General features: G+C 59.8%; 22 protein-coding genes and 1 tRNA gene. 13 read left to right on the plus strand and 10 right to left on the minus strand.

What is annotated here, in order from left to right; genetic code table 11:
* Positions 1–9: 9 nt before the first annotated feature.
* From ACSFCA_RS35065 to ACSFCA_RS35105, 9 genes are all read left to right on the plus strand, one after another.
* Positions 10–585, plus strand: a complete 576-nt coding sequence (locus tag ACSFCA_RS35065) for a DUF4390 domain-containing protein (protein WP_375338491.1) — start codon at positions 10–12, stop codon at positions 583–585.
* Positions 582–2,912 (plus strand): sensor histidine kinase, encoded by a 2,331-nt coding sequence (locus tag ACSFCA_RS35070; RefSeq protein WP_435462798.1) that lies wholly within the window; start codon positions 582–584, stop codon positions 2,910–2,912. Before ACSFCA_RS35065 ends, ACSFCA_RS35070 begins: the two co-directional genes overlap by 4 nt.
* A 92-nt stretch (positions 2,913–3,004) precedes the next feature.
* Entirely contained in the window at positions 3,005–3,706 is a 702-nt protein-coding gene (locus tag ACSFCA_RS35075; RefSeq protein WP_093057187.1) for a response regulator, read from the plus strand.
* Positions 3,707–3,730: 24 nt separating this feature from the next.
* Positions 3,731–3,806: transfer RNA gene (locus ACSFCA_RS35080), tRNA-Phe, on the plus strand.
* A 172-nt stretch (positions 3,807–3,978) separates the two neighbouring features.
* Positions 3,979–5,397 (plus strand): tyrosine-type recombinase/integrase, encoded by a 1,419-nt coding sequence (locus ACSFCA_RS35085; protein WP_435462797.1) that lies wholly within the window; start codon positions 3,979–3,981, stop codon positions 5,395–5,397.
* Positions 5,394–6,599 carry a PDDEXK nuclease domain-containing protein gene (locus ACSFCA_RS35090; protein WP_435462796.1) on the plus strand — a complete coding sequence of 402 codons (1,206 nt, stop codon included), beginning with the start codon at positions 5,394–5,396 and terminating at the stop codon, positions 6,597–6,599. Before ACSFCA_RS35085 ends, ACSFCA_RS35090 begins: the two co-directional genes overlap by 4 nt.
* 258 nt (positions 6,600–6,857) lie before the next feature.
* Entirely contained in the window at positions 6,858–7,955 is a 1,098-nt protein-coding gene (locus tag ACSFCA_RS35095; protein ID WP_435462795.1) for a hypothetical protein, read from the plus strand.
* Positions 7,956–7,957: 2 nt separating this feature from the next.
* Positions 7,958–9,028: a hypothetical protein gene (locus tag ACSFCA_RS35100; protein WP_435462794.1), complete on the plus strand. Its 1,071-nt coding sequence runs from the start codon at positions 7,958–7,960 to the stop codon at positions 9,026–9,028.
* A complete protein-coding gene (locus tag ACSFCA_RS35105) occupies positions 9,025–10,122 on the plus strand; it encodes a DNA methyltransferase (RefSeq protein ID WP_435462793.1) in 1,098 nt (365 codons plus the stop codon). The genes ACSFCA_RS35100 and ACSFCA_RS35105 overlap by 4 nt, the downstream gene beginning before the upstream one ends.
* An 86-nt stretch (positions 10,123–10,208) precedes the next feature.
* Here the strand turns inward: ACSFCA_RS35105 and ACSFCA_RS35110 are convergent, their stop codons facing one another.
* From ACSFCA_RS35110 to ACSFCA_RS35125, 4 genes are all read right to left on the minus strand, one after another.
* A complete protein-coding gene (locus ACSFCA_RS35110) occupies positions 10,209–11,663 on the minus strand; it encodes a hypothetical protein (RefSeq protein ID WP_435462792.1) in 1,455 nt (484 codons plus the stop codon).
* A 303-nt stretch (positions 11,664–11,966) separates the two neighbouring features.
* Positions 11,967–12,242: a hypothetical protein gene (locus tag ACSFCA_RS35115; protein ID WP_435477479.1), complete on the minus strand. Its 276-nt coding sequence runs from the start codon at positions 12,240–12,242 to the stop codon at positions 11,967–11,969.
* Positions 12,243–12,634: 392 nt separating this feature from the next.
* Entirely contained in the window at positions 12,635–14,620 is a 1,986-nt protein-coding gene (locus tag ACSFCA_RS35120) for an ATP-binding protein (protein ID WP_435462790.1), read from the minus strand.
* Positions 14,621–15,441: 821 nt separating this feature from the next.
* A complete protein-coding gene (locus ACSFCA_RS35125; RefSeq protein WP_435462789.1) occupies positions 15,442–15,795 on the minus strand; it encodes a helix-turn-helix domain-containing protein in 354 nt (117 codons plus the stop codon).
* Positions 15,796–16,054: 259 nt separating this feature from the next.
* On the opposite strand from ACSFCA_RS35125, the gene ACSFCA_RS35130 reads away from it, so the two are divergent.
* The 4 genes from ACSFCA_RS35130 (at position 16,055) to ACSFCA_RS35145 (ending at position 18,603) form a co-directional block, all read left to right on the plus strand.
* A complete protein-coding gene (locus ACSFCA_RS35130; protein ID WP_435462800.1) occupies positions 16,055–16,591 on the plus strand; it encodes a helix-turn-helix domain-containing protein in 537 nt (178 codons plus the stop codon).
* Between the two features lie 21 nt (positions 16,592–16,612).
* A complete protein-coding gene (locus ACSFCA_RS35135; protein WP_435462788.1) occupies positions 16,613–16,831 on the plus strand; it encodes a hypothetical protein in 219 nt (72 codons plus the stop codon).
* 121 nt (positions 16,832–16,952) lie between these two features.
* The gene (locus ACSFCA_RS35140; RefSeq protein ID WP_435462787.1) at positions 16,953–17,504 is read left to right on the plus strand and encodes a hypothetical protein; all 552 of its coding nucleotides are present in this window, start codon (positions 16,953–16,955) and stop codon (positions 17,502–17,504) included.
* A complete protein-coding gene (locus ACSFCA_RS35145) occupies positions 17,497–18,603 on the plus strand; it encodes a relaxase/mobilization nuclease domain-containing protein (protein ID WP_435462786.1) in 1,107 nt (368 codons plus the stop codon). The genes ACSFCA_RS35140 and ACSFCA_RS35145 overlap by 8 nt, the downstream gene beginning before the upstream one ends.
* 92 nt (positions 18,604–18,695) lie before the next feature.
* Here ACSFCA_RS35145 and ACSFCA_RS35150 read toward each other — a convergent pair whose 3' ends face one another.
* The 6 genes from ACSFCA_RS35150 to ACSFCA_RS35175 form a co-directional block, all read right to left on the minus strand.
* On the minus strand, positions 18,696–19,109 hold the full coding sequence (locus ACSFCA_RS35150) for a hypothetical protein (protein ID WP_435462785.1): 414 nt from the start codon (positions 19,107–19,109) through the stop codon (positions 18,696–18,698).
* Positions 19,110–19,157: 48 nt separating this feature from the next.
* Complete coding sequence (locus ACSFCA_RS35155) at positions 19,158–19,541, minus strand: hypothetical protein (RefSeq protein ID WP_435462784.1); 384 nt, start codon at positions 19,539–19,541, stop codon at positions 19,158–19,160.
* Between the two features lie 251 nt (positions 19,542–19,792).
* Positions 19,793–21,490, minus strand: a complete 1,698-nt coding sequence (locus ACSFCA_RS35160; RefSeq protein WP_435462799.1) for a ShlB/FhaC/HecB family hemolysin secretion/activation protein — start codon at positions 21,488–21,490, stop codon at positions 19,793–19,795.
* A 135-nt stretch (positions 21,491–21,625) separates the two neighbouring features.
* The gene (locus ACSFCA_RS35165) at positions 21,626–22,246 is read right to left on the minus strand and encodes an SGNH/GDSL hydrolase family protein (protein ID WP_435462783.1); all 621 of its coding nucleotides are present in this window, start codon (positions 22,244–22,246) and stop codon (positions 21,626–21,628) included.
* A gap of 16 nt (positions 22,247–22,262) precedes the next feature.
* Positions 22,263–22,697 carry a hypothetical protein gene (locus tag ACSFCA_RS35170; RefSeq protein ID WP_435462782.1) on the minus strand — a complete coding sequence of 145 codons (435 nt, stop codon included), beginning with the start codon at positions 22,695–22,697 and terminating at the stop codon, positions 22,263–22,265.
* Positions 22,687–26,655, minus strand: coding sequence for a hemagglutinin repeat-containing protein (locus ACSFCA_RS35175; protein WP_435462781.1), 3,969 nt, complete (start codon positions 26,653–26,655; stop codon positions 22,687–22,689). The genes ACSFCA_RS35170 and ACSFCA_RS35175 overlap by 11 nt, the downstream gene beginning before the upstream one ends.
* Between the last annotated feature and the right edge of the window lie 65 nt (positions 26,656–26,720).

Here is a 26,720-nt window from a genome sequence, read left to right on the forward strand (position 1 = left end):
GCCTGGGCAATGTCGATGGTCTTGCTGCTGCCAGCCCCGGCGGCCGCCCAGGGCCGCAACGGCACGTCGATCACCCAGATGCGTCTCGAGCAGGCCGACGACGGCGTCTACTTCAGCGCTGCCGTGCAGTTCGAGCTGCCCTCGCTGGTGGAGGAAGTGCTCGACAAGGGCATCGCCATCTATTTCGTGGCCGAGGCCGAGCTCTACCAGGAACGCTGGTACTGGACCGACCGCAAGGTCGCCCAAGTTGCGCGCCACATGCGGCTGGCCTACCAGCCGCTCACGCGTCGCTGGCGGCTCAATGTGTCGGCGGCGCCGATGACCGGCGCGGCCGGCCTGGGCATCTCGCTGAACCAGAACTTCGACACCCTCGGCGACGCGCTCGACGCCATCAAGCGCATCGGCCGCCTGCGGCTGGGCGACCTGGCCGAGATCGGCGACGACCCGCAGCACCAGGTTACTTTCCGCTTCCGGCTCGACACCTCGCAGCTGCCGCGCCCGTTCCAGATCGGCGTGGTGGGGCAGGCCGACTGGAACATCGCCGCTGAACGCACGGCCAAGCTTCCGCTGGAGAAGCAGAAGTGAGCACTTCGGGGCGCAGCGGCGCAGCGGCCACGCCGGCCGCGCGCCGCGCGCGGGCCACGCGCTGGGCCATCGGTGTCGGTGCCGCGTTGGTCACGGCCATCGGCCTGGTGCTGATGTTCCTGCTGGCGCAGGCCACCAACAACCGCGCGCTGTACGAGCGCTACTACGTGCGCCTGTTCGGCATCAACGTCGTGGTGGCGGTGCTGCTGGTGCTGGTGATCGGCTGGGTTGCCTTCCGCCTGCTGCGGCGGCTGCGGCAGGGCAAGTTCGGCAGCCGGCTGCTCATCAAGCTGGCGGCCATCTTCGCGCTGGTGGGCGTGGTGCCCGGGGCGCTGGTCTACGTGGTGTCTTACCAGTTCGTCGCACGCTCCATCGAGAGCTGGTTCGACGTCAAGGTCGAGGGCGCGCTCGATGCCGGCCTCAACCTGGGGCGCGCCACGCTCGATTCGCTGTCCGACGACCTCGCCGCCAAGACGCGCGGCGCCAGCGCGCAGCTGGCGCAAGTGCCTGACACGAGCGCGGGCCTGGTGCTGGAACGCATCCGCGACCAGCTCGAAGCCACCGACGTGATCCTCTGGACCGGCAACGGGCAACTGGTGGCCAGCGCTGGCTCCTCGCGCTTCCAGCTCAACCCCGAGCGGCCAACCGTGCAGCAGTTCCGCCAGGTCCGCCCCGAGCGCGCCGTCGCGCACGTCGAGGGGCTGGACGAAACCGCCGCGCCGGGCGCGACCCCACCGGTCGCGAGCGTGCGTGCGCTCGCCATGGTGCAGAGGCCGGGCTTCGACTTCGACACCGCGCCGCGCTATCTGCAGGTCACGCGGCCGCTGCCGCCGGCCGTGGTCGCCAACGCGCTGGCCGTGCAGGAGGCCAACCGCGAATACCAGGAGCGGGCGCTCGCGCGCGAGGGCCTGCGCCGCATGTACATCGGCACGCTCACGCTGAGCCTGTTCCTCGCCGTGTTCGGTGCGGTGCTGCTGGCCGTGCTGTTCGGCAATCAGCTTGCGCGGCCGCTGCTCGTGCTGGCAGACGGCGTGCGCCAGGTGGCGGCCGGCGACCTGCGGCCCACCGCCGTGCTGCAGGGCAAGGACGAACTCGGCGGCCTCACGCGCTCGTTCGCCGTCATGACGCAGCAGCTGGCCGATGCCCGCGGCGCGGTCGAGAAGACCATGGGCCAGCTCGACGCTGCGCGCGCCAACCTGCAGACCATTCTGGACAACCTGACATCGGGCGTGATCGTGCTCGACGCCAAGGGCACTGTGCTGTCCACCAATCCGGGCGCGACCCGCGTGCTGCGCGCGCCGCTCGCGGCCTACGAAGGCCGGGCGCTCGTCGATGTGCCGGGTCTGGCCGAGTTCGGTTCCAAGGTGCAGCAGCAGTTCGATGACTTTCTCGTCGAGCGCATGCAGCACGGCCTCGACCACTGGCAGCACGCTTTCGAGCTGCACGCTTCCGGCACCGACCTGCCGCAGCAGGACGGCGCCATCAACATAGTCGCGCGGGGCGCGGAGCTGCCCGGAGCCGCGCGGCTGCTGGTGTTCGACGACATCTCCGAAATCGTCTCGGCCCAGCGCGCACAGGCCTGGGGCGAAGTGGCGCGCCGCCTCGCGCACGAGATCAAGAACCCGCTCACGCCTATCCAGCTCTCGGCCGAGCGGCTCGAAATGAAGCTCTCGGGCAAGGTCCCGCCGCCCGAACAGGCCGTGCTCGTGAAGTCGGTGAAGACCATCGTCGACCAGGTCGATGCGATGAAGCGGCTGGTGAACGAATTCCGCGACTACGCGCGCCTGCCCGCAGCCGACCTCAAGCCGGTGGACCTCAACGCCTTGCTGACCGACGTGCTCCAGCTCTACAACGCCGAGAGCCTGCCGATCACGCTGCGCTCCGAGCTCGACGAGCGCTGCCCGCCCATCCGCGGCGACGCGCAGCAGATCCGCCAGGTCATACACAACCTGTTGCAGAACGCGCAGGACGCCGCCGAAGCTGCCGCCAGCGGCACGGGCAAGGCAGGTGAGGTCGTCATCCGCACGCGGCTAGGCGATTCGGGGCAGCGCGTGCGCCTGACGGTGCAGGACAGCGGCCCGGGTTTTGCCGAAAATATTTTGAAGCGCGCCTTCGAGCCCTACGTAACCACGAAAACAAAAGGTACTGGTTTGGGCCTTGCGGTCGTGAAGAAAATCGCGGACGAGCACGGTGCGCGCATCGAGCTTTCCAACCGCGTCGTCGATGGGGCTGTAGCAGGGGCACAAGTCTCGCTATCATTCGCGCTGGCAGGCGAGCCGCGGGCAGCGGTCGCTCACACCGAAGATTCGAAGTCTTCCGCCGCCTGAGCCGCACGAATCTCCGTCGTCGCACAGGCGATGGATGGGCCAGCGGACCCTCAATACATTGCAGACACCAGCGCAAACAACAAGCAGCACTCATGGCAAACATTCTCGTGGTCGATGACGAGCTGGGCATCCGGGACCTGCTCTTCGAAATTCTCAATGACGAAGGCCACAACGTGGAGCTCGCGGAAAACGCCGCCGAAGCCCGCGCTGCGCGCCAGCGCGCACGGCCCGATCTCGTGCTGCTCGACATCTGGATGCCCGACACCGACGGCGTCACGCTGCTCAAGGAGTGGTCCACCGCGGGCCTGCTGAGCATGCCCGTCATCATGATGAGCGGCCACGCCACTATCGACACCGCAGTCGACGCAACACGCATCGGCGCCTTCGCCTTCCTCGAGAAGCCCATCACCATGCAGAAGCTGCTCAAGGCAGTGGAGCAGGGCCTGGCACGCGAGAGCGCACGCCGCGCCGCGGCAGGCGTGGTGCCCGCGCCGGTCACCGGCAACCAGGCGGCCGCTATCACGACGACAGGCGACAGCCTGCTGATGGCCTCGCTCGCTTCCGTGCCCGTGGTCGACGCCGGCCCGCAATCGACGCAGAGCTTCGACCTCGACCGCCCGCTGCGCGATGCGCGCGATGGTTTCGAGAAGGCGTACTTCGAGTTTCACCTCGCGATGGAGAACGGTTCGATGACCCGCGTCGCCGAGAAAACCGGTCTCGAACGCACCCATCTGTACCGCAAGCTCAAACAACTTGGGGTCGATCTTTCAAGAGGGCGCAGAAGCGCTGTATAATTTAGGGCTGCACACAAATGCAATGGCCCGGTAGCTCAGTTGGTAGAGCAGCGGATTGAAAATCCGCGTGTCGGTGGTTCGATTCCGCCCCAGGCCACCATCTTTCTTTCTCGGTAGATCCCAAGTCAGCTCAAAAGTCCTTGTACATCAAGGGCTTAGCCTCAAAAAGGCGGCTCAAGCGGCATCACCGAATCTCACAAAATCCCGTTCTTGCGTGTACCCCACGGTGTACCCCAGACTGCTTTTCAATCGCAGTCGATTTTGGGTACACCATGGGGCAACTCAACGAGCTTCAGATCAAGGCGGCAGCGCCGCGTGACAGGGAATATTTGCTGGCAGACGGCGACGGTCTTTACCTTCGCGTGCGACCGACCGGCAAGGCGTGGGTCTATCGCTACAAGCGGCATGGCAAGGAAGCCAAGCTCAGCATCGGGCACTACCCGGCGGTGACGCTTGCGGCCGCGCGCCGGAAGGCGCGTGCCGAAGCCGAGAAGCGCGCCGATGGCGTCGATCCACGGGAGGCGCGGCGCGTGGAGGAAGAGCGCGATCGCGTTGCACGCCTCAATACCTTTGAGCTGACCGCCCGTGCCTGGCATGCGCAGGCGCGGAAGGACCGCGAATGGTCGGCCAGCTATGCCGAGAAGGTGATGCGCCACCTGGAGCTGCACATCTTCCCGTGGATCGGTGCGCTGGCCATGGAGGCCATCTTGCCGACCGAGGTGGTCCGATGTCTGCACCGCATCAAGGAGCGCGGCAATCTGGAGACGGCGCAGCGCGTGCGCGAAGCGGTGCAGCATGTGTTCCAGTACGCCGTCGACGTGGGCGCGCTGGATCCGGCCCGGAACTTCGTGAACGGTCGTACCGGTGGTCTGCCGCCGCCACGTACTCGCCATTACGCGGCGATCACGGACCCGCAGAAGCTCGGTCAGTTGCTTCGCGACATGCGTGCCTACAACGGCAACGTCATCACGCGTGCGGCGCTGCAGCTCTCGCCCTTGCTGTTCCAGCGGCCCGGTCAGTTGCGGTTGGCGCACTGGGAAGATGTGGATCTCGATCAGGCGCTATGGCGTTGCCCGCCCGAGAAGATGAAGCTGCGGGAGTGGAAGAAGCGCGATGTACGCACGCCGGCTCATCTCGTGCCGCTGTCGACGCAGGCGGTCGAAATCCTGCGCGACATCTATCCGCTGACGGGTCCCAGTGGGCCAATCTTTCGCAGCATGGCGAAGCGCTCCGAGAAGACGCGCTACATGAGCGACAACACCATCAACAGTGCGCTGCGCACGCTGGGGTACGACACAAAGGAGCAGATCACAGGCCACGGGTTCCGCGCCACGGCTCGGACCCTGATTCGTGAACTGTTGGGATGCGATCGGGAGGTGATCGAGCGGCATTTGGCGCATGGCTCCGATGAGGAGCTGGGCAGCGCCTATGACCGCGCCACTTTCCTGAATCAGCGGCGCAAGATGATCCAGTTGTGGGCGGATCTGCTCGATGACTTGGCTGCGGACAAGGCGTTGGCGATGCCTGCTTGCACGGAATTCGCGACAGCAAGGGGGGGCGAGATGAGCGTGGTAGAGGCGGGCTCTCTTGCCGGTGCCTTGCCCATCTTGATACCTGATTCCGAGGGCAGCGTTGACGCATTGCAGTGGCATACCTCCGCCGGATCTCGATCGGAGGGCGCCACGTCATGAGGAAATCGATTCCTTCTTCCAAGGCAAGCGCAGCGACCTTGCCGAGTGGATATGCCGGTATCCGGGGCGGCATCGTCGAGCTGCTCGACGCTGCAAGGCAGGCGGCTGCTCGGAGCGTCAATTCATTGATGACGGCAAGCTACTGGGAGATTGGTCGCCGTATCGTCCAGGCCGAGCAGAAAGGCAGGCGGCGAGCGGGCTATGGCGAGCAACTGATCGAGCGGCTTTCATTGGACCTGACGGGGCAATTCGGTCGAGGGTTCAGCCGTCAGAACTTGCAGCAGATGCGCTCGTTCTTCCTTGCTTGGCCGATTCGCCAGACAGCGTCTGGCGAATCTCCCCGGCTGCTGACGCAAGAACATGTCTCGGGGGCGCAGGCACCGAATGCATCCCCGACAGTGGGGATCGGCTCCGCCGATCCCGTTCGAACATGGCGGCTTGAGGAGTTGGCGCCGCTTTTCACGCTGCCTTGGTCTGCCTATGTCCGCTTGCTCGCGGTCAAGGACAGTAGCGCCCGCCGGTTCTACGAAGCAGAGGCACTGCGTGGGGGCTGGAGCGTGCGCCAGCTTGATCGCCAGATCAGCAGCCAGTTCTACGAGCGCACGGCGCTGTCAAGAAACAAGGCGGCGATGCTTCAAAAGGGTTCGGTGCCGACACAGGGGGATGCTGTTTTCTCCGCCGATGCGGTCAAGGATCCTTATGTGCTGGAATTTCTGGATCTCAAGGACGAGTACTCGGAGTCCGACTTGGAAGAGGCTCTGATTCACCGCCTGGAAGACTTCCTGCTCGAGCTCGGCAGAGACTTCAGCTTTGTCGGACGGCAGCGACGGTTGCGCATCGACCAGACTTGGTACCGCGTTGATCTACTGTTCTTTCACCGCCGCCTGCGCTGTCTCGTCATCGTTGACCTGAAGCTTGGCGGGTTGACCCACGCGGACGTGGGGCAGATGCACATGTATTGCAACTACGCCAAGGAGAACTGGACCTTGCCTGACGAAAACCCACCGGTCGGTCTGATCCTCTGCGCCGACAAGGGGCACGCTCTGGCGAGGTACGCACTTGAAGGACTGCCAAGCAAGATCATGGCAGCGAACTATCGGACCGTGCTGCCGGATGCCGAACTGCTGCAAGGTGAGCTGGAGAAGACAAGACGCATGCTGGAGGTTCGTGGCACTTTCCGCGAGAAGGGGCGCCGAGGGTAGCGGTCGGTCGCCGTGCGTACGGCATCGTGACTGTACACGTGCGCGACATTTGTGGGTGCTCCCAGCGAAACAACGGGCTGCGTGACCACCCGGAGGGCGCGCAACTGGTCTTCAAGACCAGCCCAGCTGCCCGATAGAATAGATGGTTACGCTAGGAACACGGTACGCAAGCGGCAGCGAGGGCGGTCTGAGTGCCCTAGGACGATGTCGTCCCCCCGAATGGGGTGCACGATTGCGCAAATTGGAGGACCCAAGCGAATGTCAACGAAGAAGCCATCATCCTCCCCGGCGGACCAGGACGTCAATGTTGCGCCGTCCCTGCTCCAATTTGACCTAGACAATCCACGCTTCGTTGATGGGGATTTCAGCGACGAAGATGAGATTGTCCGGCACCTTGTCGATGAGGCGGATGTAAAGGAAATTGTCCAGTCTATTCTTTCCGCAGGCTATGTGGACTATGAACCTCTCATCGTGCTCAAGGCCGGAAGCATTGTCTTGGAGGGGAATCGTCGGCTCGCCGCGCTTCGATTGATTACGGACGCTCCGCTTCGAAAGCGGGTCAACTTCGAGTTACCGGCAATCCACAATGCTCGGGCTGCGCCGAGTGCGGTTCGCGTCCGCTACGTCGATAGTCGCGCGGATGCCCGTAGCTATATCGGCTTTAAGCACATCAATGGCCCCTTCAAATGGGACGCGATGGCGAAGGCCAAGTATGCCGCTCAGTGGTTTGATGAAGGTGAGAGTATCGCCACGATCAGTCAGACGTTGGGTGACGGGCACAGCACTGTCCGGCGTTTGGTCAACGGCTGGTACGCCCTGAAGCAAGCCGAAAATGACGGCTTTGATCTTGCCAATAGGACTAAAAAGCGGTTTGCGTTCTCGCATCTCTACACAGCCCTAACGAGGGCTGCCGTCCGGGACCATATCGGACTAGGTGACGAGGACGTTTCTTCTCCGCCGAAGAAAAACCCAATCCCCAAAACACATAGGGCGCAGTTCGCCCAATTGATGTCTTGGCTGTACGGGCAAGAGCAGAAGGGCGAGTCCGCCCTGATCGAGAGTCAGAACCCAGACCTCAACAAGCTCAGTGATGTCCTTGGCAACCCCGAAGCCAAAAAGATGTTGATGGCAGAGAGAAATCTCTCTACTGCTTACGCACGAGTTGTGCCCGGAACGACTAGGTTTGAAGAGGCCTTACTTAAAGCAGCGAAGTTCACGGAAGACGCCAGCGGTTTTTCCGGCTCGTATGGAGGTGATCCGACGCTACTCAAAGTCGCGGAAGGCCTTCAGCGCACTGTAAGAAGCCTTCTGGTTGCGATGAAGGATCGCGTCAATACAGCACCAGACGAGCTGTAAAAATGCTGCTGTCGCCAACCGTCAATGACCGCCGCTCTTCGCTGGCGGACTGGTTCGAACTTAGCGCTATCTTGTCCGCGCGCCGGATGTCCTCCAAAGGCGATCTTGCCAATGTCTTCGATATCGCAGATGACGGACCTCATCAGCGGGACGCGACTGATCCAGTTACTGGCGATCCGTTGGATCAAGAGATCCTGGACGAGCCTCGTACGGCTCTGTTTGATGCGGCCTTTGCAGAGCTTGAGTTTCGAAAGTCTTGCCTTGGCGATTCCTATCCATTCACGGTAGATGCCCACCGTGGTGTGTTGCGTGCTTGTTTCACGAAAGATGAGTTGCACTACGGGCAAGTGGCATACACATTCTGCTTGGTAGCCACGGCTATCCGAGAAAAGATGTTGTCTGGACTTGGGACGCTTGCCCCGGAGATCTTGAAATTACCACTTCTCTTTCAGGTATGTGCTTGTCTGGCTGCTGGTGGTTATTTTGGTGGTGCAGTGTGCTCGTTTGGCTTTCCTCGGGCTGAAGGGGATGCATTCTTGCCGGCTCTGCGTAGAGCGTACGAGCGATTTGGATATGGGAATTTCAGGACAGCGATTGAGCCAGGGCTGGCGGCTGCAACCAAGGATGGTGGTATTGACGTGATAGCGTGGCGAGACCACCCGGATCGACTCCCGAGCAAGCTCTATTCGCTGGGTCAGACCGCTTCAGGAAGCAACTGGATGGACAAATCGGTTGTCCAGGATGTGCAGCCCTTTCATGGAGATTGGTTCTCCGGTGATCATCCCGCCGTGCACTACATACCCGCGTTATACATCCCTTTTTTGAGCTACGCCGACTTGGACGAATTTGAGGATTCAACCTATGAGAGCGCGAGGGCTCGGATGGTCGCTAGCCGAGAACGTCGGTTCGGGTTGATCTTTGATCGCCTTCGCATCGCGCATCATCTCGAAACTTGCATGAAGACCCGCCCTGGCGACTTGGCTAATGTTGACGGGGCAGATCAAGTGATCGATATCGCTGCCTGGGTAAACGTCACGGTTGGAAAAGTGATCGGCCAAGGAGTCGCCGCATGAGACACCCCTTGCACTCGTTGTGTCCGTACTTTGCGATGTTCCCTGAGGATTTTGTGGCAAAGCATGTGCTGGCTCATACAAAGCGCGGTGACTGGGTATTCGACCCCTTCAGTGGTCGGGGTACTACGGTGTTTGAAAGTCTGCTGAACGGTCGTCAGGCTGCTGGTACCGACATCAACCCGGTTGCTGCTTGCGTCGCTGGCGCTAAGGCTGATGCACCAAGCCAACGTTTGGCCTTGCGTAGGCTGGCAGAACTTGAGGCCGAGTATCGTGCGAGCGCACGGACACTTCCGCCCCAGTCGGAATTCTTTCGATGGTGTTTTCATGAAAGCACCTTTGCTGAATTGATGTTCCTAAGGGAACGGCTTGCTTGGCAAACATCAAAAGTGGACCGTTTCTTGGCGGCCGTCATACTGGGGTGCTTGCACGGGGAATCGCATAAAACGCCTAACTGCCTGAGCAATCGGATGCCGAGAACCATCAGCACCAAGCCCCAGTATTCGATCAAATGGTGGACTGAGCGTGAGTTGCATGCCCCGTTTCGGAAGACGTTCGAGATTTTGAGGGCAATGGTTCGGTTTCGTTTGCAAGGTGAGGTGCCGTCTCTGACCGGAAAAATCCGACATAGAGATGCTCGACAGGCGTCCAGAGCGTTTCCGTTGTTAAAGGAGCAGGTTTCATTGATCGTTACCTCACCACCTTACTTGGATACGACCGACTACAACGAAGACCAGTGGTTAAGGCTGTGGTTTTTAGGGGGGGCTGACGAGCCTCACGCCGGCGTAAATAAGGATGATCGCCACACCAACCTAGATGACTATTGGAGTTTTCTGGAGGAGGTCTGGTCGGGGCTTCAGCCATTGGTGAAGACTGGGACTCATGTCATCGTGAGAATTGGCGGGACTCGCATGCCGAAGCAAGATCTTATGGATGGGCTGCTGATATCGCTCAGCAGTGGTTTCAGTGGTTATCGCGTGAGCGCGCAGCACGAAGGCTCGACTACGGAAATCCTGAATCGACAGACAAACGTCTTCAGGCCAGGAACTTCCTCCAAGCGATACGAGCACGACTTCACCTTCAAGGTCGCCGCTTAGCGACTAAGAAGGCTGCGGGTGGCTTCGGGGCGTCCAAAAGTGCGCAGTCCGGCTATGCGAGCTGTTGCGGTGACCCGCATCGAAGCTCAGTGGCTCATCGCCGCCAACAGCGGGTAGATATTTCCGAACAGACCAGCGATGTCTCCAGGCAGTACTGAGAACTTCGGATTGTGGACCAACTGATTCATTGAGGTCACCGAAAGCAGTCCCTCCGGCTTTCCCAATTGGGTCATGGCCCCGTGAAGAACCTTCATCGCCTCTTTGTCGGTGTTGTTGCTCGTCAAGTGAGTTGCGATGCTCCTGAGTACATCGACGAGTGCCTTGTCTTTGCCCGACGCGTCCTTCGAACTTGGACCTCCGCTCCTCTTGTGATCTTCGCAATATGCCTTGGCTGAGATCTCGAACATGCTTCGGAGTAGAAAGCAAAAGGCTGTCGGAGCCTTGTCTAGCTTCAAGGTGAGCATTTCTTTTTTCAAGGTCACCACTTTTTCTCTGTTTGCACCGAGCGGCGTAAATTTCCGTAGTGTTCGCATAACCGATTTCGGATCATTGATAGAGACCGCGGCAGTCTTCTTTCCGGTCCCCGCTGCGGCACCGGCACTCGACGCACCGCCTGAATTGCCGGTACTACCTGTGTTTCCCTCTCCGTTGCTGCCAGCCCCAGTTCCTTGTTGACCGTCACCACTAGCGGAGCCGTTCGAAGCGCCACTTTCCGCTCCACCTGTTGTGTTGTCTATGCCAGATGACGCTTTCTCGACAGACAAGGGAACACCATAGGAAACTGCAAATTCTTCTTTCGCATTCCGTATGGTTTCGAATCGGATCTTCTGCAGGCCAATGTCTTTGATGATTGCGTCCAGCGCATCACGGTGATCAATTTTGGGATATTTCTTTGCGAGCTCTGGTGCGTTCGCAACGCCCAGGCGAGGCGCAAGCTTCTTGATCGCTTCGTCAAGAACCGTGATCGGATACGTGCCGGCCCAGTTGTCCGACTGCTCTTTAGACACATTGCGTGCGACTTTGAAGAACTTTTCCAGCAAATCAAGACCCGCCTCGGACGCCTGATTCGCGTCCCTGTTGTGTCGCGCTCTTGCAATGGCTTTCCACTCTTCGCGCGCGGCCTTTTCCCCTTTGCCGTGTGTCAACGTGACGATGCGGTCAACGACATTTGCTTCCTTTGACTCATAGATCACGCAAGGTACGGTCAGATTGTCTTGCTTCCACTCATCAGTGACGACCTTAATTCTCTTCGCGATCTCTGAGGGAACCGTGATGCCAACCTTCGGCAGGAATCCGTGGATGAGCTTGAGGCCAGCAATTCGACGGTTGCCTTCCCGCACGATTTTCGGCGCGTCGGTGCCTACAGCCTTGATTACGATGATATTTTCGGTCGGCAAATAACCATCATCGAGCAAGCTTTCCACCAGTGCCCAAAATCGATCTGGACTGACGGAAATCATTGCCTGTATCGCTTGGACTTCTTTGGTTTGTGCAACCGTCCTGTAGTTGCGCAGATCTAAAGTCAGTTCCTGGATATCCACGGAAGCGCTCTTAGGCATTTTTCGTCCTGATGATGTTTGTTGTCTTGTAAGGGGCTGCTCCATTGGGGCGCCCCGATATATTAGACAAGCGAGTCGAAGGTTGTTTCGATACGGAGAGCGGTCAAGCCGGGATACGGCCAGTTTTAGCTCACAAGCGTTTCGGTCACTAAGAGCGGCTCACAAAACGGAGCAAGAGTGCGAATGCAAATGGCACGCCAAGCTAGGGTAGACAGCGCGCATGAACGTCGATGCGGTGCTCAAGGCGGGTACGCAGCTTGCCTGCAGCGGATGGAGATCTCTATCTCATGGCCTTTTAGGAGTTAGCTCTTCAAGCATTTTTTCTTCCTCGCGCGCCGTGAGGGCATCAGAGATTCCCTGCAACGTTCCTTTGCATGTGTCTTTAGAACCGGCAGCGGTCTCAGCGGCCATTCCGGTCTCCCCTGGAGGGAAGACGTTTTCAAGAGCGGTTAGGACTGCTTCTTCGACTGCGGCTCGATCCGCGAGTTCGGTCGGGCTCATCGCATTGATTGCTTTCTGCTCTCGCATGTCGCTTGCTCCTGTGGAGTTGGTAATTGACATGTGTCGGACAGTAACACTGCGGAAGTTTCGGTGCCACCGGGTTTTCTGGCTGGGGGCTGCGGTCATTGAGGCGCCGGATGCCCGTCATCATTGACGTTCTGGCGTTGATCAAGGTCAGACTGGCCGCTTACGCTCAAGGGGCCCTTCAGGGCCCGTTTGTCTTTGCGGGGGCCAACTGGCGAAGAGTGTTTCCCCAAAGAACCCAAAATTCATGAGGCTCACAGCCATGATTGATGGATCTACCGGCCATCCTGCCGGCGAAAAAAGCTCATTGCCGACGCGTTGCTGCTGAAGAGCTTGCTGGTAGTGATGGACCTATATCTTGCCGGTTGGTCGCACGCGAAGGCGCCCAGAGTCAGAGTGGAAGCCAGCGCCGGTCTGAGCCGCAATACTTAGCGGCGACCATGACGAGGTCCTCCTTGTGGACGACCTGCCAACACGCGACGAAGAAGGTCCTCAGCGAACTCAATGTTCTTTTGCACTGTCTGACGCAAAAACGCGTCAGACGTATTCAGGGCAGCTTCCAAATCCTTGAGGGCAAGTCCCAGAAAGCGCTTCCCATCCTCCCATGCACGTGTTTTTGCCTGGGGGGGCAATCCATCGCGGCGCGCCGTCCTCGTGCATTGCTTCGCCATCCCGATGTATGAATTTCCACGGGCCTGCAGCAGGAACGCGTTGTCTCTCCACTCCGGATGCTCGCCTAGCTGCTTGTCAATGAATGCAACTGCCCCATGGTCATCTCCAGCCCTGCTCAATCCGTAGGCAACTTTTCGAACCTCACGCTCGTCAGAAAGTCCCTTCGAAGCATAGAGATAGAGGCGGCGAGCAATGTCGAAATCTGGACGCCCAGGGTTCTGTTGCATCGTTAGCGCCTCGGCAAGCTGCAGCAAGGCTCTCGGAGGAAGGGCGGACACGCCGTCTTCATGCTCTGTCAGGTAGCTGCGCACGAGGTTGGGCTCCTTCAGCGCACCCGCAATTTCTGCGAGAAGTTGAACTGCGCGGGTATTCATCCCGTCATCTACGAGAAGCGCTTGAACTCGGCTCTTTGCCAATTCGAATTCGCCGAGCGAAATAGCCTCTTCGATCTGACGATATTCGCGCGCAAGTGCGTGCCGCGGATGCGCTGGAAGCGTGCAGATCACTCGGGCGTCGTCGTCCTCATCGAACCTCGGATCGGGGCACCCTTCCTCCCTCATAGATCGAATAATCGTCGGAATCCCCTGTCCCTCTGCCTGGGCCAGTTGCAGCCTGCTTAGGAACCAAGCCAAGCTTTGATTTCGCCATCTTGAGCCTGACTTGCCCTCCCGTAGCACCTCTAGCTTCACTCCTAATGGCAAACCGCCTGGAGATGCGATCTCAATCCGATCCGCAAAGACAGTTGTCCGCGCCGGGTCTGGAAGCTCGTAGTCACGGTGCGCTAGCGCGTTAACCATCGCTTCTGTCAACGCTTGTCTCGGGTACTTAAGGACGTTAGGGGAGCGCTCGCTGGTCTTATCAAAGGCGATGTAGCTCTGCACTCCGAGTATGGCTATCGCGCGCCGTGCTTGATCAATGATCGTTCCGTCCAGTTCATGACGCTCCGCATGAGGCTCAGAGCGGTCATGGCCGGGATAAATCGATACGAGCGAGTACGCACCTGGCACATGCGCTTGCACTTGGCGTCCGAATAGCAGCATCGCAAAATTCCGCGGTCGCAGCTGTCCTGTCAATGGGTCCCGGCCGCAAAGCGGCGGAACAAAGGGGCTCAATGCGTGTGTGTCTGACAAATAGTCGTCGATTCCACGCTTCGGATCGAAAACATTCATCCTTTGTAACGCGTCGCGAAGAGCGACCAGATCAAGGTCGTTCGTAGTTGCCGAACCGCACACTCGCCGGTCCCAAGGCTCAATCTCGTTTTTCCTCACAAGGAGAGTTCTCAGGATGCCGTCTCGGGCCTCTCTGGTCTCCCTGCTGATTCGCACATAGTGCTTGCCAGAGTCGGTACCCCGCCGAAACGTGTGTGCCTTCGGATTTGCTGGCATCACAAATACCAGGACGCGGCGAGTAGGGTCGGTCGTCGGGATTTCGTGGACAAGTGGGGCAATAGAGGGCGACACACGATCTCTACAGCCGGTCAACACTCGCCCCTCAATTTCTTTCAAACGTGCGGCTTCGAGGCCCGTGATTGCAACCGACGGAAAACCGTGAGCGTCTTTCCCTTCCTCCGCGCCGCAGACCACGTACCCACCGCCCAAGTTTGACCAGTCATTCGCAAACGCACACAACGTGGCAACCACATCGTCTGGATCGGCGACGTTCTCTTTCCACTCGACCTGTTCGCTTTCACGAACAAGCAAGTTGCCTAGATCAATCGGCTCGTTGACGTTTGTCGTGCTCATCAGGTGGTCGAAGAAGTATTAAATTTGGTCGCGAATCCCGCGTTCGGGCTGTAGTCGCAGAGTTTCTATCCATTATCACGGCTCGCCTCGTTGAATCACCCGTTTTTGAGGGAGCTTCAACTCTTGAGAATATGAAGTCATGCCGTTCGGAAGACCATCAGAGACAGGAGCGCTGGATGCCTGCCGGACGGCGGTCAACTGGAAAATTCTGTGCCGAGCGCTCGAACCAGTTGTGGGTGTCGGATTTCAAGTGTGTGTCGGCCTAGGAGGACTGACTTTGCGTGGCTTCGTCACCGACGTGTTCGCCTGACACATCGCCGGCTTGTGCCGTCACGCTAGTTGACAATACGCCACAAATCCGCAACGTTGGCCTGTAGTGTTCCATGTAGGTGCCAAAGGCCTCAGGGCCCGCCTCATCCGTCGTTCTGGCGTGCATGGTCCTTGGACTCGATCAGCGCCCAGTGGAAGTGCTTTGGCGCCTGCTCGTCCACGCTCAAGGCCATCTACCGGAGATGATCCGTGAGCGCATTCTGACGGCCCCGGCGCCCAGCGCGCGACTGGTTTGGCCTCCGCAGTTACTCGACCTCGTTTTTGGGGCTAAGCCAGTCGAGGGCCACCTCCTCGGGGGCATCGCTCGCGGCCGTTCGTCGCGGATGCTCACGGTGCCGAGCCGCGACCTAGCAGGTGTGTAGCCCTGATTTAGTGCCCATGCTGACTGTGAGTGGTAGATCGTAGTGGGCTTGGCTCGCGCCGCTTCATCTGTCGCCGCGTGGACACGCACGCAATGCTTGATCTACATCGGACCTTTGGTCGGACCTTCTTCACTTAGGACTGCGAGTCTTGCCTCTGGGCAACGAGTTCTGGGAGAACTCTGCCAGCCCAAGGTTTGCGATTTCGGCCGCCACCTGCTCCTGAATCTTGCGGGTCTCTTCGGAAGATGGCGAACTTGCGTAGGCGAGCGTAAGCACAGTCAAGGGGTGCAGGCCCAAGACTCGAACCAAGGCATCAATCTTCGTCAACGTGGGGGCATTCACGCCTCTCTCAATGATGCTGACGTAAGTCCGCGATGACACCGTGTCGAAGGCTTCCTGCGAAATGCCTACAGCGACCCGTGCTGTCCGAAAAGCACGCGGAAAGTCGGGTGGCGGAATGGGGTTGGCGCGACGACTTGGCACCGCATGATTGCCCCATATAGAATGGCATAGAGCTACAAAGTATATGACGAGTTATTGTGTGATGCCCCTCGTTCCAGAGGCTCCGCACAAATGCAGGTCGCCCGTTTCATGTGCGAGATTCATGATGGCCCATAGACAACTTGCTTCACCGTTGCCGACCGTCAGCCCACTGCGGCTGCCGGCCTCGGTGACGCGCATCCGGCCGAGGCGGCCAGCACCTGCCGTACGCAGCCTCTCCGCGGCACGCATCGGCGCGCAGGTGAGGGCGCTTCGCATGGCGGCTGATGTGTCCGGCGGTGCACTCGCGCAGGCCTCAGGGATTTCTTCCTCGATGCTCTCGCGCATCGAGCGCGGTTTGGTCTCGCCTTCGGTGGAGACCTTGGAGCGCCTCGCGCAGGGCCTGCACGTTCCGGTGTCGCGCTTCTTCAGTGATCAGGCGCGCCGCACGGACTTCTGCCACGTGCGGGCGGGACGTGGTGTCCTTGTCGACCGCATCGGCGCGGTGGCGGACTACCGCTACGAGCTGCTGGGCCACCTGCTGTCGGGCAACCTGTTCGTCGAGCCCTACCTGGTCACGCTGCTGCCAGGCGCCGATCCCTACGTGATCTTCCAGCACCCGGGCCTCAAGTTCCTGTACTTCCTCTCCGGGGATGTCAGCTATCGCTACGGAGGCAAGGTGGTCAAGGTGAGAGCAGGGGACTCGCTGCTGTTCGAGGCCACGGCGTTGCATGGGATCGAGGCGATCCATTCGGGGCCGGTTTCGTACCTCTCGGTGGTGTTCACGCTGCGCGAATAAGCCGCTCGCGGCGGCACTGTCATGCTGTGGAGTGAGGCGGATGCCCAGCCGATTGATAGCTCGCGCATTCGCTATACGCCGCAATCCCTTTTCTCCCTCCTTTCCTGGGTGTTCGGCATGCCGAACACCGAGGAAGCCTCGAACGGTTATCGACAGTGCAGGTCTTCCTGTTCGATGAAGGAGGAGGAAATTTGTGAGGCGACCGTCTGGACGCTCTGGGGAAGTGCGATGGATGACTGAGCACCGGCAGTCTGGGATCGGCGGTTGCAGGGCGACGTTGAACTTCGAGGGCAAAGGCCTTGTGCGGTGATGAGGGCAGGATAGACTGCCGTCAGACATTGTTAACAGCCATGGCGTTGCGATGACCAAGCCCTCTCTGTCGAGCGTGATTGGGACCCGGGTGCCGCCCGATACGAAGGCGCGGTTTGCCGCGCTGGCCGCGCGCCATGAACTCAGCGAATCGAGGCTGCTCGCCAAGATGGTCAACGAAGTGCTGAAGTCCAACAGCGCGGGGGCGCGCGATTCGACGGCCGACGGCGCTGCATCGGATCGCATCACGCTGCGGCTTCGCAACGGCGATCGAAGGTTGGCGGCACAGCGGGCCCGTGCCCGTGAGATGAAGACTGGCAGCTACCTGGCCATGCTGGTCCACAACCATGTGCGGCGCTCGGCAGTGCTGCCGCCGAAAGAGTTGGACCAGCTCCGAGTGACCTGCGCACAGTTGGCCGCGCTCGGGCGGCAGCTTCGAAGGTTCGGCATGCCGAACACGTTGGCGGAGCCAGTGGCCTCGGACCCGGGCGATGCGATTGCGCTGCTCCGGCGGGAAGTCGAGGCGGCACGCGAAGCCACGGCGGCCGTCGTGCGCCGGAACCTCATCAGCTGGGAGACCGGCAGCGAGACGGGCCATGCCTAAGCAGGTTGTGCGGTTGGGGCGAAGCAATCGCGGGCCGGCCGACGCGACGCGTGACATGTCGCTGGACATCGTGAGCTATGGCCGGCGAGGGCCCGGTGGCACCCTGCGTTTCGGCGCCGACCAGATCGCACAGATCCAGCGCACGGTCGGTCGCACGCCCGAGGTGATGGTGAAGGTCTCCGGCGGTGGACGGGACGTGGGCGGGGTCGAGGCGCACCTGCGCTACATCGGCCGGCACGGCAAGCTGCCGGTGGAAGCAGACGAGGGACTGATCCTGCAGGGCCGAGGTGCAGCGAAGGAGATCACGACCGACTGGCAGCTGGACCTTTGCAGGAGCCCGTACAAGCCCAGGCCGGCCGAGGGGCAGAAGGACACCCGGGCGAAGCTCGTGCACAACATCGTTCTGTCGATGCCGGCGGGCACACCGCCGCAGAAGGTGCTGGCGGCGGCACGCGTGTTCGCGCGCGAGAACTTTGCGCTGCAGTACCGCTATGCCATGGTGCTGCACACCGACCAGCCGCACCCGCACGTGCACCTGGTGGTCAAGTGCGAGCACGAGTTCGAGCCTGGCCAGCGCCTGTACATCCGCAAGGACACGCTGCGGCAATGGCGCGAACAGTTCGCTGCGCTGATGCGCGAGCAGGGCGTGGCGGCCAATGCGACGCCACGTCAGGTGCGAGGGCAGGTCCGCAAGCCGTACACAGACGCGATCCATCATCGGCTCCGTGCACTTCGGGCGTTCGGGCAACTGCCTGTGGACAAGCGAGCAAAGTGCCAGTCGCCGAAGACCTCGACCTTCATGCGCGCCAAGCTGGAGAGCGTGCTCCAGGTTCTCCGGTCGGGCCGGGGCGTCCTGGATGCTGGCCAGGAGGCGATGCAGGGCACCCGGCAGGAGGTGATGGCGGATTGGCGCGCAACGGCGGATGCACTTCGAAGACAGGGCGCAGGTGATCTAGCCGCCCAGGTGGATCGTTTCGTCGCGCGCATGCCGGAGGTACAGACCGATGCGCAACGAATGGCTGGCCGCTGGAGAGAGCAGGCCAGAAGCCGAGCGCTGGAGCGCGCGGATGCTAAATCGCCCCACCCGCATGTCCGATGATCGTAGAGATCGTCGATGCCAAGTGTGGTGGCGTAGCTTTACGCTGATCACCGCTGCAGTTCATTGGCAGCTTGCCCTTGGATTCAGCGCGTTCATCCGTCGTGTGAGAGCAGCCACTGCTTCATTTCTCTCAATTGCTTTTCACGGGCTGCGATCGCCAGAGCCAATGCTCGCTCGCCATGCCGCCCGACGCTGAACGATTTGTTCACGTTCTTGCCATTGATACGTGTCTGGGCTCGCCACATGGCCGGCTGACCATCCGGCGTCCATCGGATGCACGTCACGCCAGCGATGCCAATGGGTGAGTCAACCCGCGGTTTGGCTGCCTGTACATAACGCGGCGTTTGCGGCTTCTCGATCTCAATCGCATCACGCCATTGCCTGGCGATCTTCAATGAAGCACGAACCCCACCGTGCGTGCTGAACAAGAAGACGCGGCGATGGCGTTGGCCTTGTCGTATGAGCGTGACTTCCCAGCGGTCGTCCATGCGCCAGATGCCGCGCATGGCGGGTGGATTTGATATGCCTTTGGGCACCTGCGTCTTTCCCTAAGGTCAATCACAGATGTTGGTGCGCCGGTCCCTGGTTAGCGGAAAAATCTCAGCAACAACTGCTGCTTCTCCCGAGCGAATGTCAATCGTGCACGCGTTTCCGTCCTTGACGAATCGCATCGAGTAAGTTGCCGCCGGCAAGGGGGTGAATTTGATGAAGTATGGGCCGCATTTGACAATGGACTTGTCATATTGCGCGAGGATGGTTTCCACCTGCAGAGTGATCTTCTTGTTTTCCTCTACTTTGAAAGTAACCTCGTCGTTGGGCTTGGCCGAATCGCCGAAATCGCGACCCATCAGGTTTCGGCGATCAAACCCCGGCTGTTTGGTGTAGCCCACGGGTTGCGCAACACAGTAGTTCTTACCCTCTGGGTCGATCCGCGTCATTCGACTCACAGACGTCCATGTTGGAAAGTCGGAGCGAAATTTGACAGTCGGACTGGAAGACGTGCCTTCAAACTTGTAGGGAGGTACTTCGGGGTAAGAAGTGCATCCGACAAGTGCCGCGAGGCCCGCCAATGGCAGCCAAAGGCGCATACGCGCGAGAAGATTTGAAGGCATTTTGCAGGGGACGGAATGAAGCAATGAGGATGGTCGAGTTGCGAGCCTGGTTCACAGACTCCGGTTCGACAGAGGACTCAGAAACTTGCGTTGAGATTGAAGCCCAGCGTGACCTTCGCGGTGCGATAGCCCTCCGGCTTGCTGATCGGCGCACCGATGAAGAAGTCGTAGCTCAGCTTGCTCCATTGGCCACGCACGCCGACAACTGCACCGGCAAGGCTGCGTCCGAGAAGATCAACCGTCGAACGTCCGCCAACATGGCCATAGTCCATGCCCGTGTACAGCTCCGCCCCGCTTTGCCCCATCGCCCAGCCGATGTCGTTGCGGATGAGCCAGCCGCGCTCACCCAACAGACTCGTCTCGCCATCGAAGCCGCGCACCGTGTAGCGCCCGCCGATGGCGAAGCGGTCTTGAGGCGTCAGCGGCGTGCGGTTCCATTGGGCGCGGATCAGGCCGGAATAGCGCAGCTTCTGTTCACCGAGCTTGAACGGCGCATTGAGGGTGACATCGGCCGTGTAGAGCTTCAGGCGCGAGGTGCCCTCGCCGAACTCTTCTTCGGGCGCAACGCGTGAGCCGAAGCCACCGGTTCCACGCTTGTAGGCCAGCGTGCCTTCGAGCGTCGCTTCGCCGATGAACTCCTTATGGTTCAGGCTGAGCTCCCAGCCACCGACCACGCGGTGCTGCACCTCGACCTCGGTGTCGTCCACGAAGTTGCGCGATTCGCGGCGCCATCCCTTGACGGCCACCGTGGTCTTGCGGCTCTGGTCGCGGTAGAGCAGGCGCGAGAGCTTGACCTCGGCGTTGTTGGACTTGCCGGCGTAGACGTAGTCCTGGTTCAGGCCGGCCACGCTCTGGCGGTACTGGCTGTTGGAGGCGGTGAAGCCCAGGAGCCAGTAGCCGTAAGGCAGCGAGTAGTGAACGGTCTGGCCCTCGGTGCCCTTGGCCGGGTCACTGAAGACGTGGTTGTTGATGTTGTGGTTGGCGCTGACGTAGAACAGGTCGTTCAGGCCGAAAGGGTTGTCCAGGGACAGTGTGGCGCCGGCCTGGTAGCGGCCGGTGGCTTCGGTGCCGCTGTCGTCCAGGCTCAGGGTGACGCGCCATTTCTTGGACTGGACGTATTTGACGACGAGATCGCTGTCGCCGGGCTTGGCATTGGGCGCAGTCGAAGGCTCGATCTGGATGTCGGCCTCGGCGGTAGGTGCGCGCTTGAGGTTCTCCAAGCCCTGCTCGATGTCGCGCAGGTTCAGAAGATCACCTGGGCGCGCAGGAATGGCCGTGGCCAGCAAGGCCGAACTGCCGAGCAGCGTGGATGAAGAATCAGGTGTCGTTCGAATGGCGGCGATGCGGCCGGGTACCAGCGACAGGGTCAACGTGCCGGTGGACAGATCCTGCGGTGCGGCCAGCACGCGGGTGGTGACAAAGCCGCGCGCGATGACGGCTTGCTGAACACGCGCGAGGACCACGTTGACGCCAGCCGTGCCGAGACAGCGCCCTACTGGTGAATCATTGCCATCGGGACCGGACAGATCCGCTACAACCCATTGGAATGATTCGGACTGCTCGCCGACCAACAGCACGCGGTCTATGCGAAAGCACGGAGACTCGGAGTCGGGGATGCGCGCCACTGGCGCAGGCGGCGCAGCCTGTGGCCGCTGATCGACGGTGCGCTCGTTCTGCTCGCGCAAGGCGCGTTCCCGCTCCTGTTGGCGCTGTAGTTCAACGAAGGGTTGCGGGGTGGTGGACGATTGCTGCGCAAAAGCGGCCAATGGAGCGATTAGCAATACAGCGGAAAACTTCTTCAATTTCACAAATCCATTTGCCTGTTTTTGAGCGGATGCAGCGATATTTGTCGGCTTTGTATCAATAAATTGCGTTGGCTAGGCAGTCGTTATCAGGAGATTTTGGATGGATTAGTGAAAGATGCTGATGCTGCGGTGCAATCGAGGCGTGAGTAGACGTACCACTGCGTCCGAGATTTTCTTCCCTCCTTTTTCGGAAGGCTCAATCCCTTTTGAAAAATCCGCGGGTGCATTGCACACCGCTCTTAAATCCAGAATCCCAATCCCTTGCTCTGCGGCGATTTTAATAATCCTGCTGTTGAAGACATCGAGTGCGATGCTCACTCTTTTTTGGTATTCGGGATCTGGGAAATTTCCATGATAAATGGTGCAAACAAATAATCGCGACGTAATCTCAAGGCAGCGCTCAATGGCGGATCTATAGGATTTTTCGAACTCTTCCGTTACGTCTGAAAGCAAATCAAGAACCTCTGCTGTAGAGGAGGCCGGCATGTCTAGGATGCCAGCGTTTAGCAATGCGTCATTGCCACCTATGCTTACCAGCAAATAAGAATCCTCAACCTTCTGTACAGCAAGTTGATCTCTCAGCATCAAGGTCGTTGCACCATCTTTTGCTAGCATTGATATATGCCAGTCGGGGAGTGATTTTCTAATGTGGGTTAGTACCTCTTCTCCCGGGTCTACGTGTCGGCCATTGTCAAATACAGAGTCGCCTGCAAGGATTAAATTCATTTGAAATTTCCTGAGGCTAAATCGGGTTGACGGGGGTTGCGAATGGGAACATTTTTAAAATACTCGCAAGAGCGAATAGCATCGGCCCTGGAGTAGTCCAAATGCGTTTGTGATCGATGCCGACAAGTAGGATATCCATTTCTTCTTTGGATGGATTCTTGCTTGCAGATGAGGAGATGATGACAGTGTGAGAAACATCGGCCAGTAAAAGTCTGTTTGCCGTGTCTTGGGATTTGCTCAGCACTTCTTTGGTAGTTATGACAGACCAATTGGCCTGATCTCCCCAGGCGAGCAGCAATGGCTCTCCTTGCAAGGCATGTAATTCAAGGATGTGCTTTTCGCTTTCAGCTGCTGGGTTGAAATAAGAGCAGCCTGTCAGTGAATCCCATTTGTGCTGCTTGGCGCGCCAAAGAATGCGATTCCTGTGCCATGCTTCTTGTTCAGTAGACAATGAAAAAATCTCCATTTGGGGAAGGATTTTTTTCGACTTTCCCGCCGAAAAACAGTCTTCCATCCTGCACACGACGATTCATGAACTCTTCCAATTTTTCATTGCCAAGAAATCCAGTGTCGACGCGAGCACTTGTTGCGCCCAAGGATTTTGCATAGGCGATGACTTTTTGAATGTCAGATGCAGTCATCGAATTTGTAAGATCGATACGTACGGTGGCGACCCCATCGGCAATCACAATATTCTCAAGCTTGATCCCGAGTCGCTCCGCCTCGGCCGTTGGAAGCCTCGGGGCGTGTCCGGCCGCTGTGGGCTGCGGATTACTACCTGCGTTTCCGGCATTACTGGCGCTGGCACCAATTGCGGCGGCACCTGCAATGTCCTTGAACACAGTATCGTCACCAACTGCTGAGGCAGCTCTGGCAATGCGTGAGTTCAGCCCGATCACATCCGTCTGATCGGTGCCGATCCCCTTCGCTTTCATATCGGCCCGCACGGCCTGTAGCTGAACCAACGACCCAGCCGCGCACGTAGTGTCACCGGCTGCGCATTGATCAAATGCTTTCATCGCGTTGATTGCGGTGACCGTTGTCTCGGCTCGATCACTCACGATCCGGTCATAGCGGGCGTTGACATCATCGGTACAGCGCTGCACTTCTCTGCATGCTTCGATGTTCCGATCCTTCGCTTGCTGCTCTTGCGTGTTCAAGCCTCCAACGTTTCGAGGGTCAAGCGAGTTCAGTTGGTCCAACCGCTGATCCGCCTCGGTGTAATTGAACAAGGTGGTGGTCTGCGCATTGCGCAGCAACTCCAGTGCACGGGTGTACTCACCGTTCGCATTGGCGGCTACTGCTTGGTCCGTGACCTGCAGCGCAGCCTTCGCAGGATCCCCGTCGCGTTTGCCATCTGCGCAATGTGTCATGTAGCAGGCAGCATCCGTCAGTTGCTGCTCCAAGACCGGATCACCATTTGCCAGTTGCTTGATCTTGGCTTTCTCGTTTTCGTGCAGCAGACGGTTGTTGACCGTTGCATTGTTCGCAACCGTTGCCCCTAGGCCAGCGTTCCCTGTCGCGGTCCCCACCGCAGCCCCAAGCATGGTCGAGCTGGCAGTCAGGAGTTCAGAGAACTCACGATTCGGCGTTCCATCGGCGTTGTACCGATAGATGCCTTGGCCATTCAGAATCTTCTCGATTTCCGGAAGCAGCACTTCATTCAATGCCCCAGCCAGTGCGCCCGTCAGAGCGCTACCGTCACCGACCTTGGCCTGAATGACCCCGGCAATGGCATGCAGTACGAGCTTCTCGGTGCCGCCTTCTTTCCAACCCTGCGCGGCAGCCACGTCACCAACGACGTTGTTGATGACGCTGCCAATCAGCTGTGCCGCTCGCTGCCGGTCCTGCGCCTCCTGCTGCAGCCTCGGGATCTCCTTGGCCTGCTGCAGCGTCAGTGTGTTGACCAACGCCCCGTTGGCTGTTGCCGGATCGCGCGCGGTGAGCGTCGCGACATTCTCGCGGCTCTTGTCGTCGACCCCCTGATCGCCCGTGCCTGTGATCTTGATGTTGCCTGGGCTGATCACACTGAGCGTCTGGCTGCTCTGATTGCCACTGCCCGGCAACCCTGCGCCACCATTGAGATTTGCCAACGCGGTATTCGTCGCACTTCTGGCCGCATTGGTGAGCGCACTGGTGCCCTGCCGAACAGCGCCGCTGGCATCGGTGTAACTTCCGCTGCTGAAGCTCAAGCTCAACGCGTCGTGACTGGAATTGGTCGTCTGCTTGTTCTCCAGATCGCTGGTTACGAGGCTGGCGGTCGTGAGACTGTTCTTCTCCTTGTCCGCGGTGCTCGTGATGGCCGCGCCCACGAGCGTCGTGCCGCCCTTGACATTGATGTCGTACCCGCCCTGGCCCGCGGCAATACCGCTTTGCCCGGTCGCGCTCTGGTAGTTGTGGTTGACATTGCTGCTGGCATAGTCGACCTTCGCCGTGACCATTTCTCCGTAGCAGATTGGGGGAATGCACAGACTAAGGTCCAGTCCACCGCTTGACTGGCTGCTGCCGTACATGGTGACGTCCTGCAGCGTCTTGATGTTCAGTTGGCCGCCCACATTAGCCTTGACGCTGTCTCCGGCCACCTGAGCTCCGATCATGTTGAGATCGCCGCCGCTCTTGATTTTCACGCTGTCGGTTGCGGTGACGAGCGTGTTGTCGTAGTGAACTTCGTAGCCGTTGGATTTTCCCTTGCTCGTACCTGCATTGGCCTGGAAGCTGATGCCGTTTTGCGCGCCAAGCCCCACGGTGACCCCACCGCCGAACGAACTGCCAGAGCTGTTGCCCACGGTTGCGGCAGTGTTCACCGCCGCATTCAGATTGATGTCCCGCACGGCATCGAGACTGATGTCTTTGGCTTGCAGCTTTGCGCCCTGCATGTTGATATCCGTCTCGCGCGCCGTGATATCGATGCTGCCGGCCTGGATGTTGGTGCCGCGCTGGTTGGAATAGACATCGGCACTCGTCGAACTGGTACGGCTGCGCTGCTCGCTGGCGCTGACGGCGAACATGGAGCCGGCAGGGTCTCCCCCTCCGCCAGGCGCAGCCACGCTTTGAATACCCGTGCTCAAGGCGCCGCTGGTGGCCAGCTTGTAGGCGTCGTAGCCAGCCTTGAGTTCCAAGGCACCCTTCAGGCGACTATCGTCGGTCCTGCGCGCCTGCTGGGCGTTGTCCCAGATGCTCGTGACGACCCCGCCCACAAGACCGCTGAGCTGGGCGCCGATGGTGTGGCTCTTGGACTGCGAGCTGTGCGTGCTTTGGCCTGATGAAGTGGCCGCGTTCAGGTTGACGGCGTTGCCGGAGATCGTGACCCTGTCCTTTGCCAGAAGGTCGGCGCCTTCGGTCGTGACGTTGCCCTGACCCGATCCCTTGTATTGAGAATCCGCACCCGCAACCATCGTCAAGCTACCACCGTTGGCGCTCAGCAGGCTGGTCACGGCGGTGCTGCTGGTGCCGGTGCCAGCCTCCGAGCCTTGGTTGTTCGCGTAGAGGGTGTAGCGCGGTGCTACCCCGGTGGCCACTGGCGTGACACTGCGGCTGTGCCCGCTGTTGGTCGTCGCGGAGATCGACGTGTCCTGTGCTGCCAGAACGTCGATGTTGCGACCGGCCGTGATCGCAATGTTCTTGTCCGCCAGGACGTTGCTCGCCACGATCTGTGCATCGCGTCCGGCATCAATGCTGACGTTACCACCGCTGACGGTGCTGCCGACCTGGGTCGTGCTTGCACCGAGTTCCACGCGATTGCTGTTGGTGCTGTTGTAGCCAACGCCGTAGAGGAAACTGTCCTTGACACCTGTGAAACCGTGCTGACTCGACTTCGAGTTAACGCCGCCTGCACTCTGCTGTTGAGCGCTTTCGATGCGCACGTCGCGGCCTGCACTGAGCGAGAGTTGATCCTGGGCAGTCACCTGGCTGCCCCGGATGACGAGATCATTGCTGGCACTCATGACAACGTCCTTGCCAGAGAAGCTGCTGCTGATCACGGTTGTGTCGACCTGCACCTTGGTTTCGGATGTGCTGCTGCTCGACAAGAGCTTCTTGCTTGATGAGCTGGTGTTCGCTACCGAAGCCTGAGCTGCCTGGCCGGCATCGATGCGAATGTCATGCCCCGCCGTAACCGCCAGGGTGCCGGCGGCGGCAACTTGTGCGGCTCGGGCATTGACATCATTGCCGGCGGTAATAGCGACACTGCCGCCGCCGAGGATGGCCGAACCGACCTCGCGGCTTTGAGAGGACACCCCGCTGAAGCTGTTGCGGGCATTGCCGCCACTGGCGACGATGGTGCTCGACTCCGTGACGGTCGAGAGATTGACGTCCCGCCCCGCCTTGACCAGAGTGCGACTGCTCTCTCCATTGTTACGTAATAGTCCGACGAAGGCCGTCTTGATGAAGCCGGACGAAGTCGACAGCATGTGACCTGAATAAATGGCACCGCATTAGGTGCCCATCATCAGGAGTGCATGTACATCATGAAGAG

The organism is Variovorax multivorans, from assembly GCF_051216835.1.
In the GTDB taxonomy this organism is placed as follows: domain Bacteria; phylum Pseudomonadota; class Gammaproteobacteria; order Burkholderiales; family Burkholderiaceae_C; genus Variovorax.

Bases quoted from the DNA above. Each gene is read 5' to 3' on its own strand.
- ACSFCA_RS35065 (WP_375338491.1), top strand. From the start codon at position 10: ATGTCGATGGTCTTGCTGCTGCCAGCCCCGGCGGCCGCCCAGGGCCGC.
- ACSFCA_RS35075 (WP_093057187.1), top strand. From the start codon at position 3,005: ATGGCAAACATTCTCGTGGTCGATGACGAGCTGGGCATCCGGGACCTG.
- ACSFCA_RS35085 (WP_435462797.1), top strand. From the start codon at position 3,979: ATGGGGCAACTCAACGAGCTTCAGATCAAGGCGGCAGCGCCGCGTGAC.
- ACSFCA_RS35090 (WP_435462796.1), top strand. From the start codon at position 5,394: ATGAGGAAATCGATTCCTTCTTCCAAGGCAAGCGCAGCGACCTTGCCG.
- ACSFCA_RS35095 (WP_435462795.1), top strand. From the start codon at position 6,858: ATGTCAACGAAGAAGCCATCATCCTCCCCGGCGGACCAGGACGTCAAT.
- ACSFCA_RS35100 (WP_435462794.1), top strand. From the start codon at position 7,958: ATGCTGCTGTCGCCAACCGTCAATGACCGCCGCTCTTCGCTGGCGGAC.
- ACSFCA_RS35105 (WP_435462793.1), top strand. From the start codon at position 9,025: ATGAGACACCCCTTGCACTCGTTGTGTCCGTACTTTGCGATGTTCCCT.
- ACSFCA_RS35115 (WP_435477479.1), bottom strand. From the start codon at position 12,242: ATGTCAATTACCAACTCCACAGGAGCAAGCGACATGCGAGAGCAGAAA.
- ACSFCA_RS35120 (WP_435462790.1), bottom strand. From the start codon at position 14,620: ATGAGCACGACAAACGTCAACGAGCCGATTGATCTAGGCAACTTGCTT.
- ACSFCA_RS35135 (WP_435462788.1), top strand. From the start codon at position 16,613: ATGCTGTGGAGTGAGGCGGATGCCCAGCCGATTGATAGCTCGCGCATT.
- ACSFCA_RS35140 (WP_435462787.1), top strand. From the start codon at position 16,953: ATGACCAAGCCCTCTCTGTCGAGCGTGATTGGGACCCGGGTGCCGCCC.
- ACSFCA_RS35145 (WP_435462786.1), top strand. From the start codon at position 17,497: ATGCCTAAGCAGGTTGTGCGGTTGGGGCGAAGCAATCGCGGGCCGGCC.
- ACSFCA_RS35150 (WP_435462785.1), bottom strand. From the start codon at position 19,109: ATGCGCGGCATCTGGCGCATGGACGACCGCTGGGAAGTCACGCTCATA.
- ACSFCA_RS35155 (WP_435462784.1), bottom strand. From the start codon at position 19,541: ATGACGCGGATCGACCCAGAGGGTAAGAACTACTGTGTTGCGCAACCC.
- ACSFCA_RS35165 (WP_435462783.1), bottom strand. From the start codon at position 22,246: ATGAATTTAATCCTTGCAGGCGACTCTGTATTTGACAATGGCCGACAC.
- ACSFCA_RS35175 (WP_435462781.1), bottom strand. From the start codon at position 26,655: ATGCTGTCGACTTCGTCCGGCTTCATCAAGACGGCCTTCGTCGGACTA.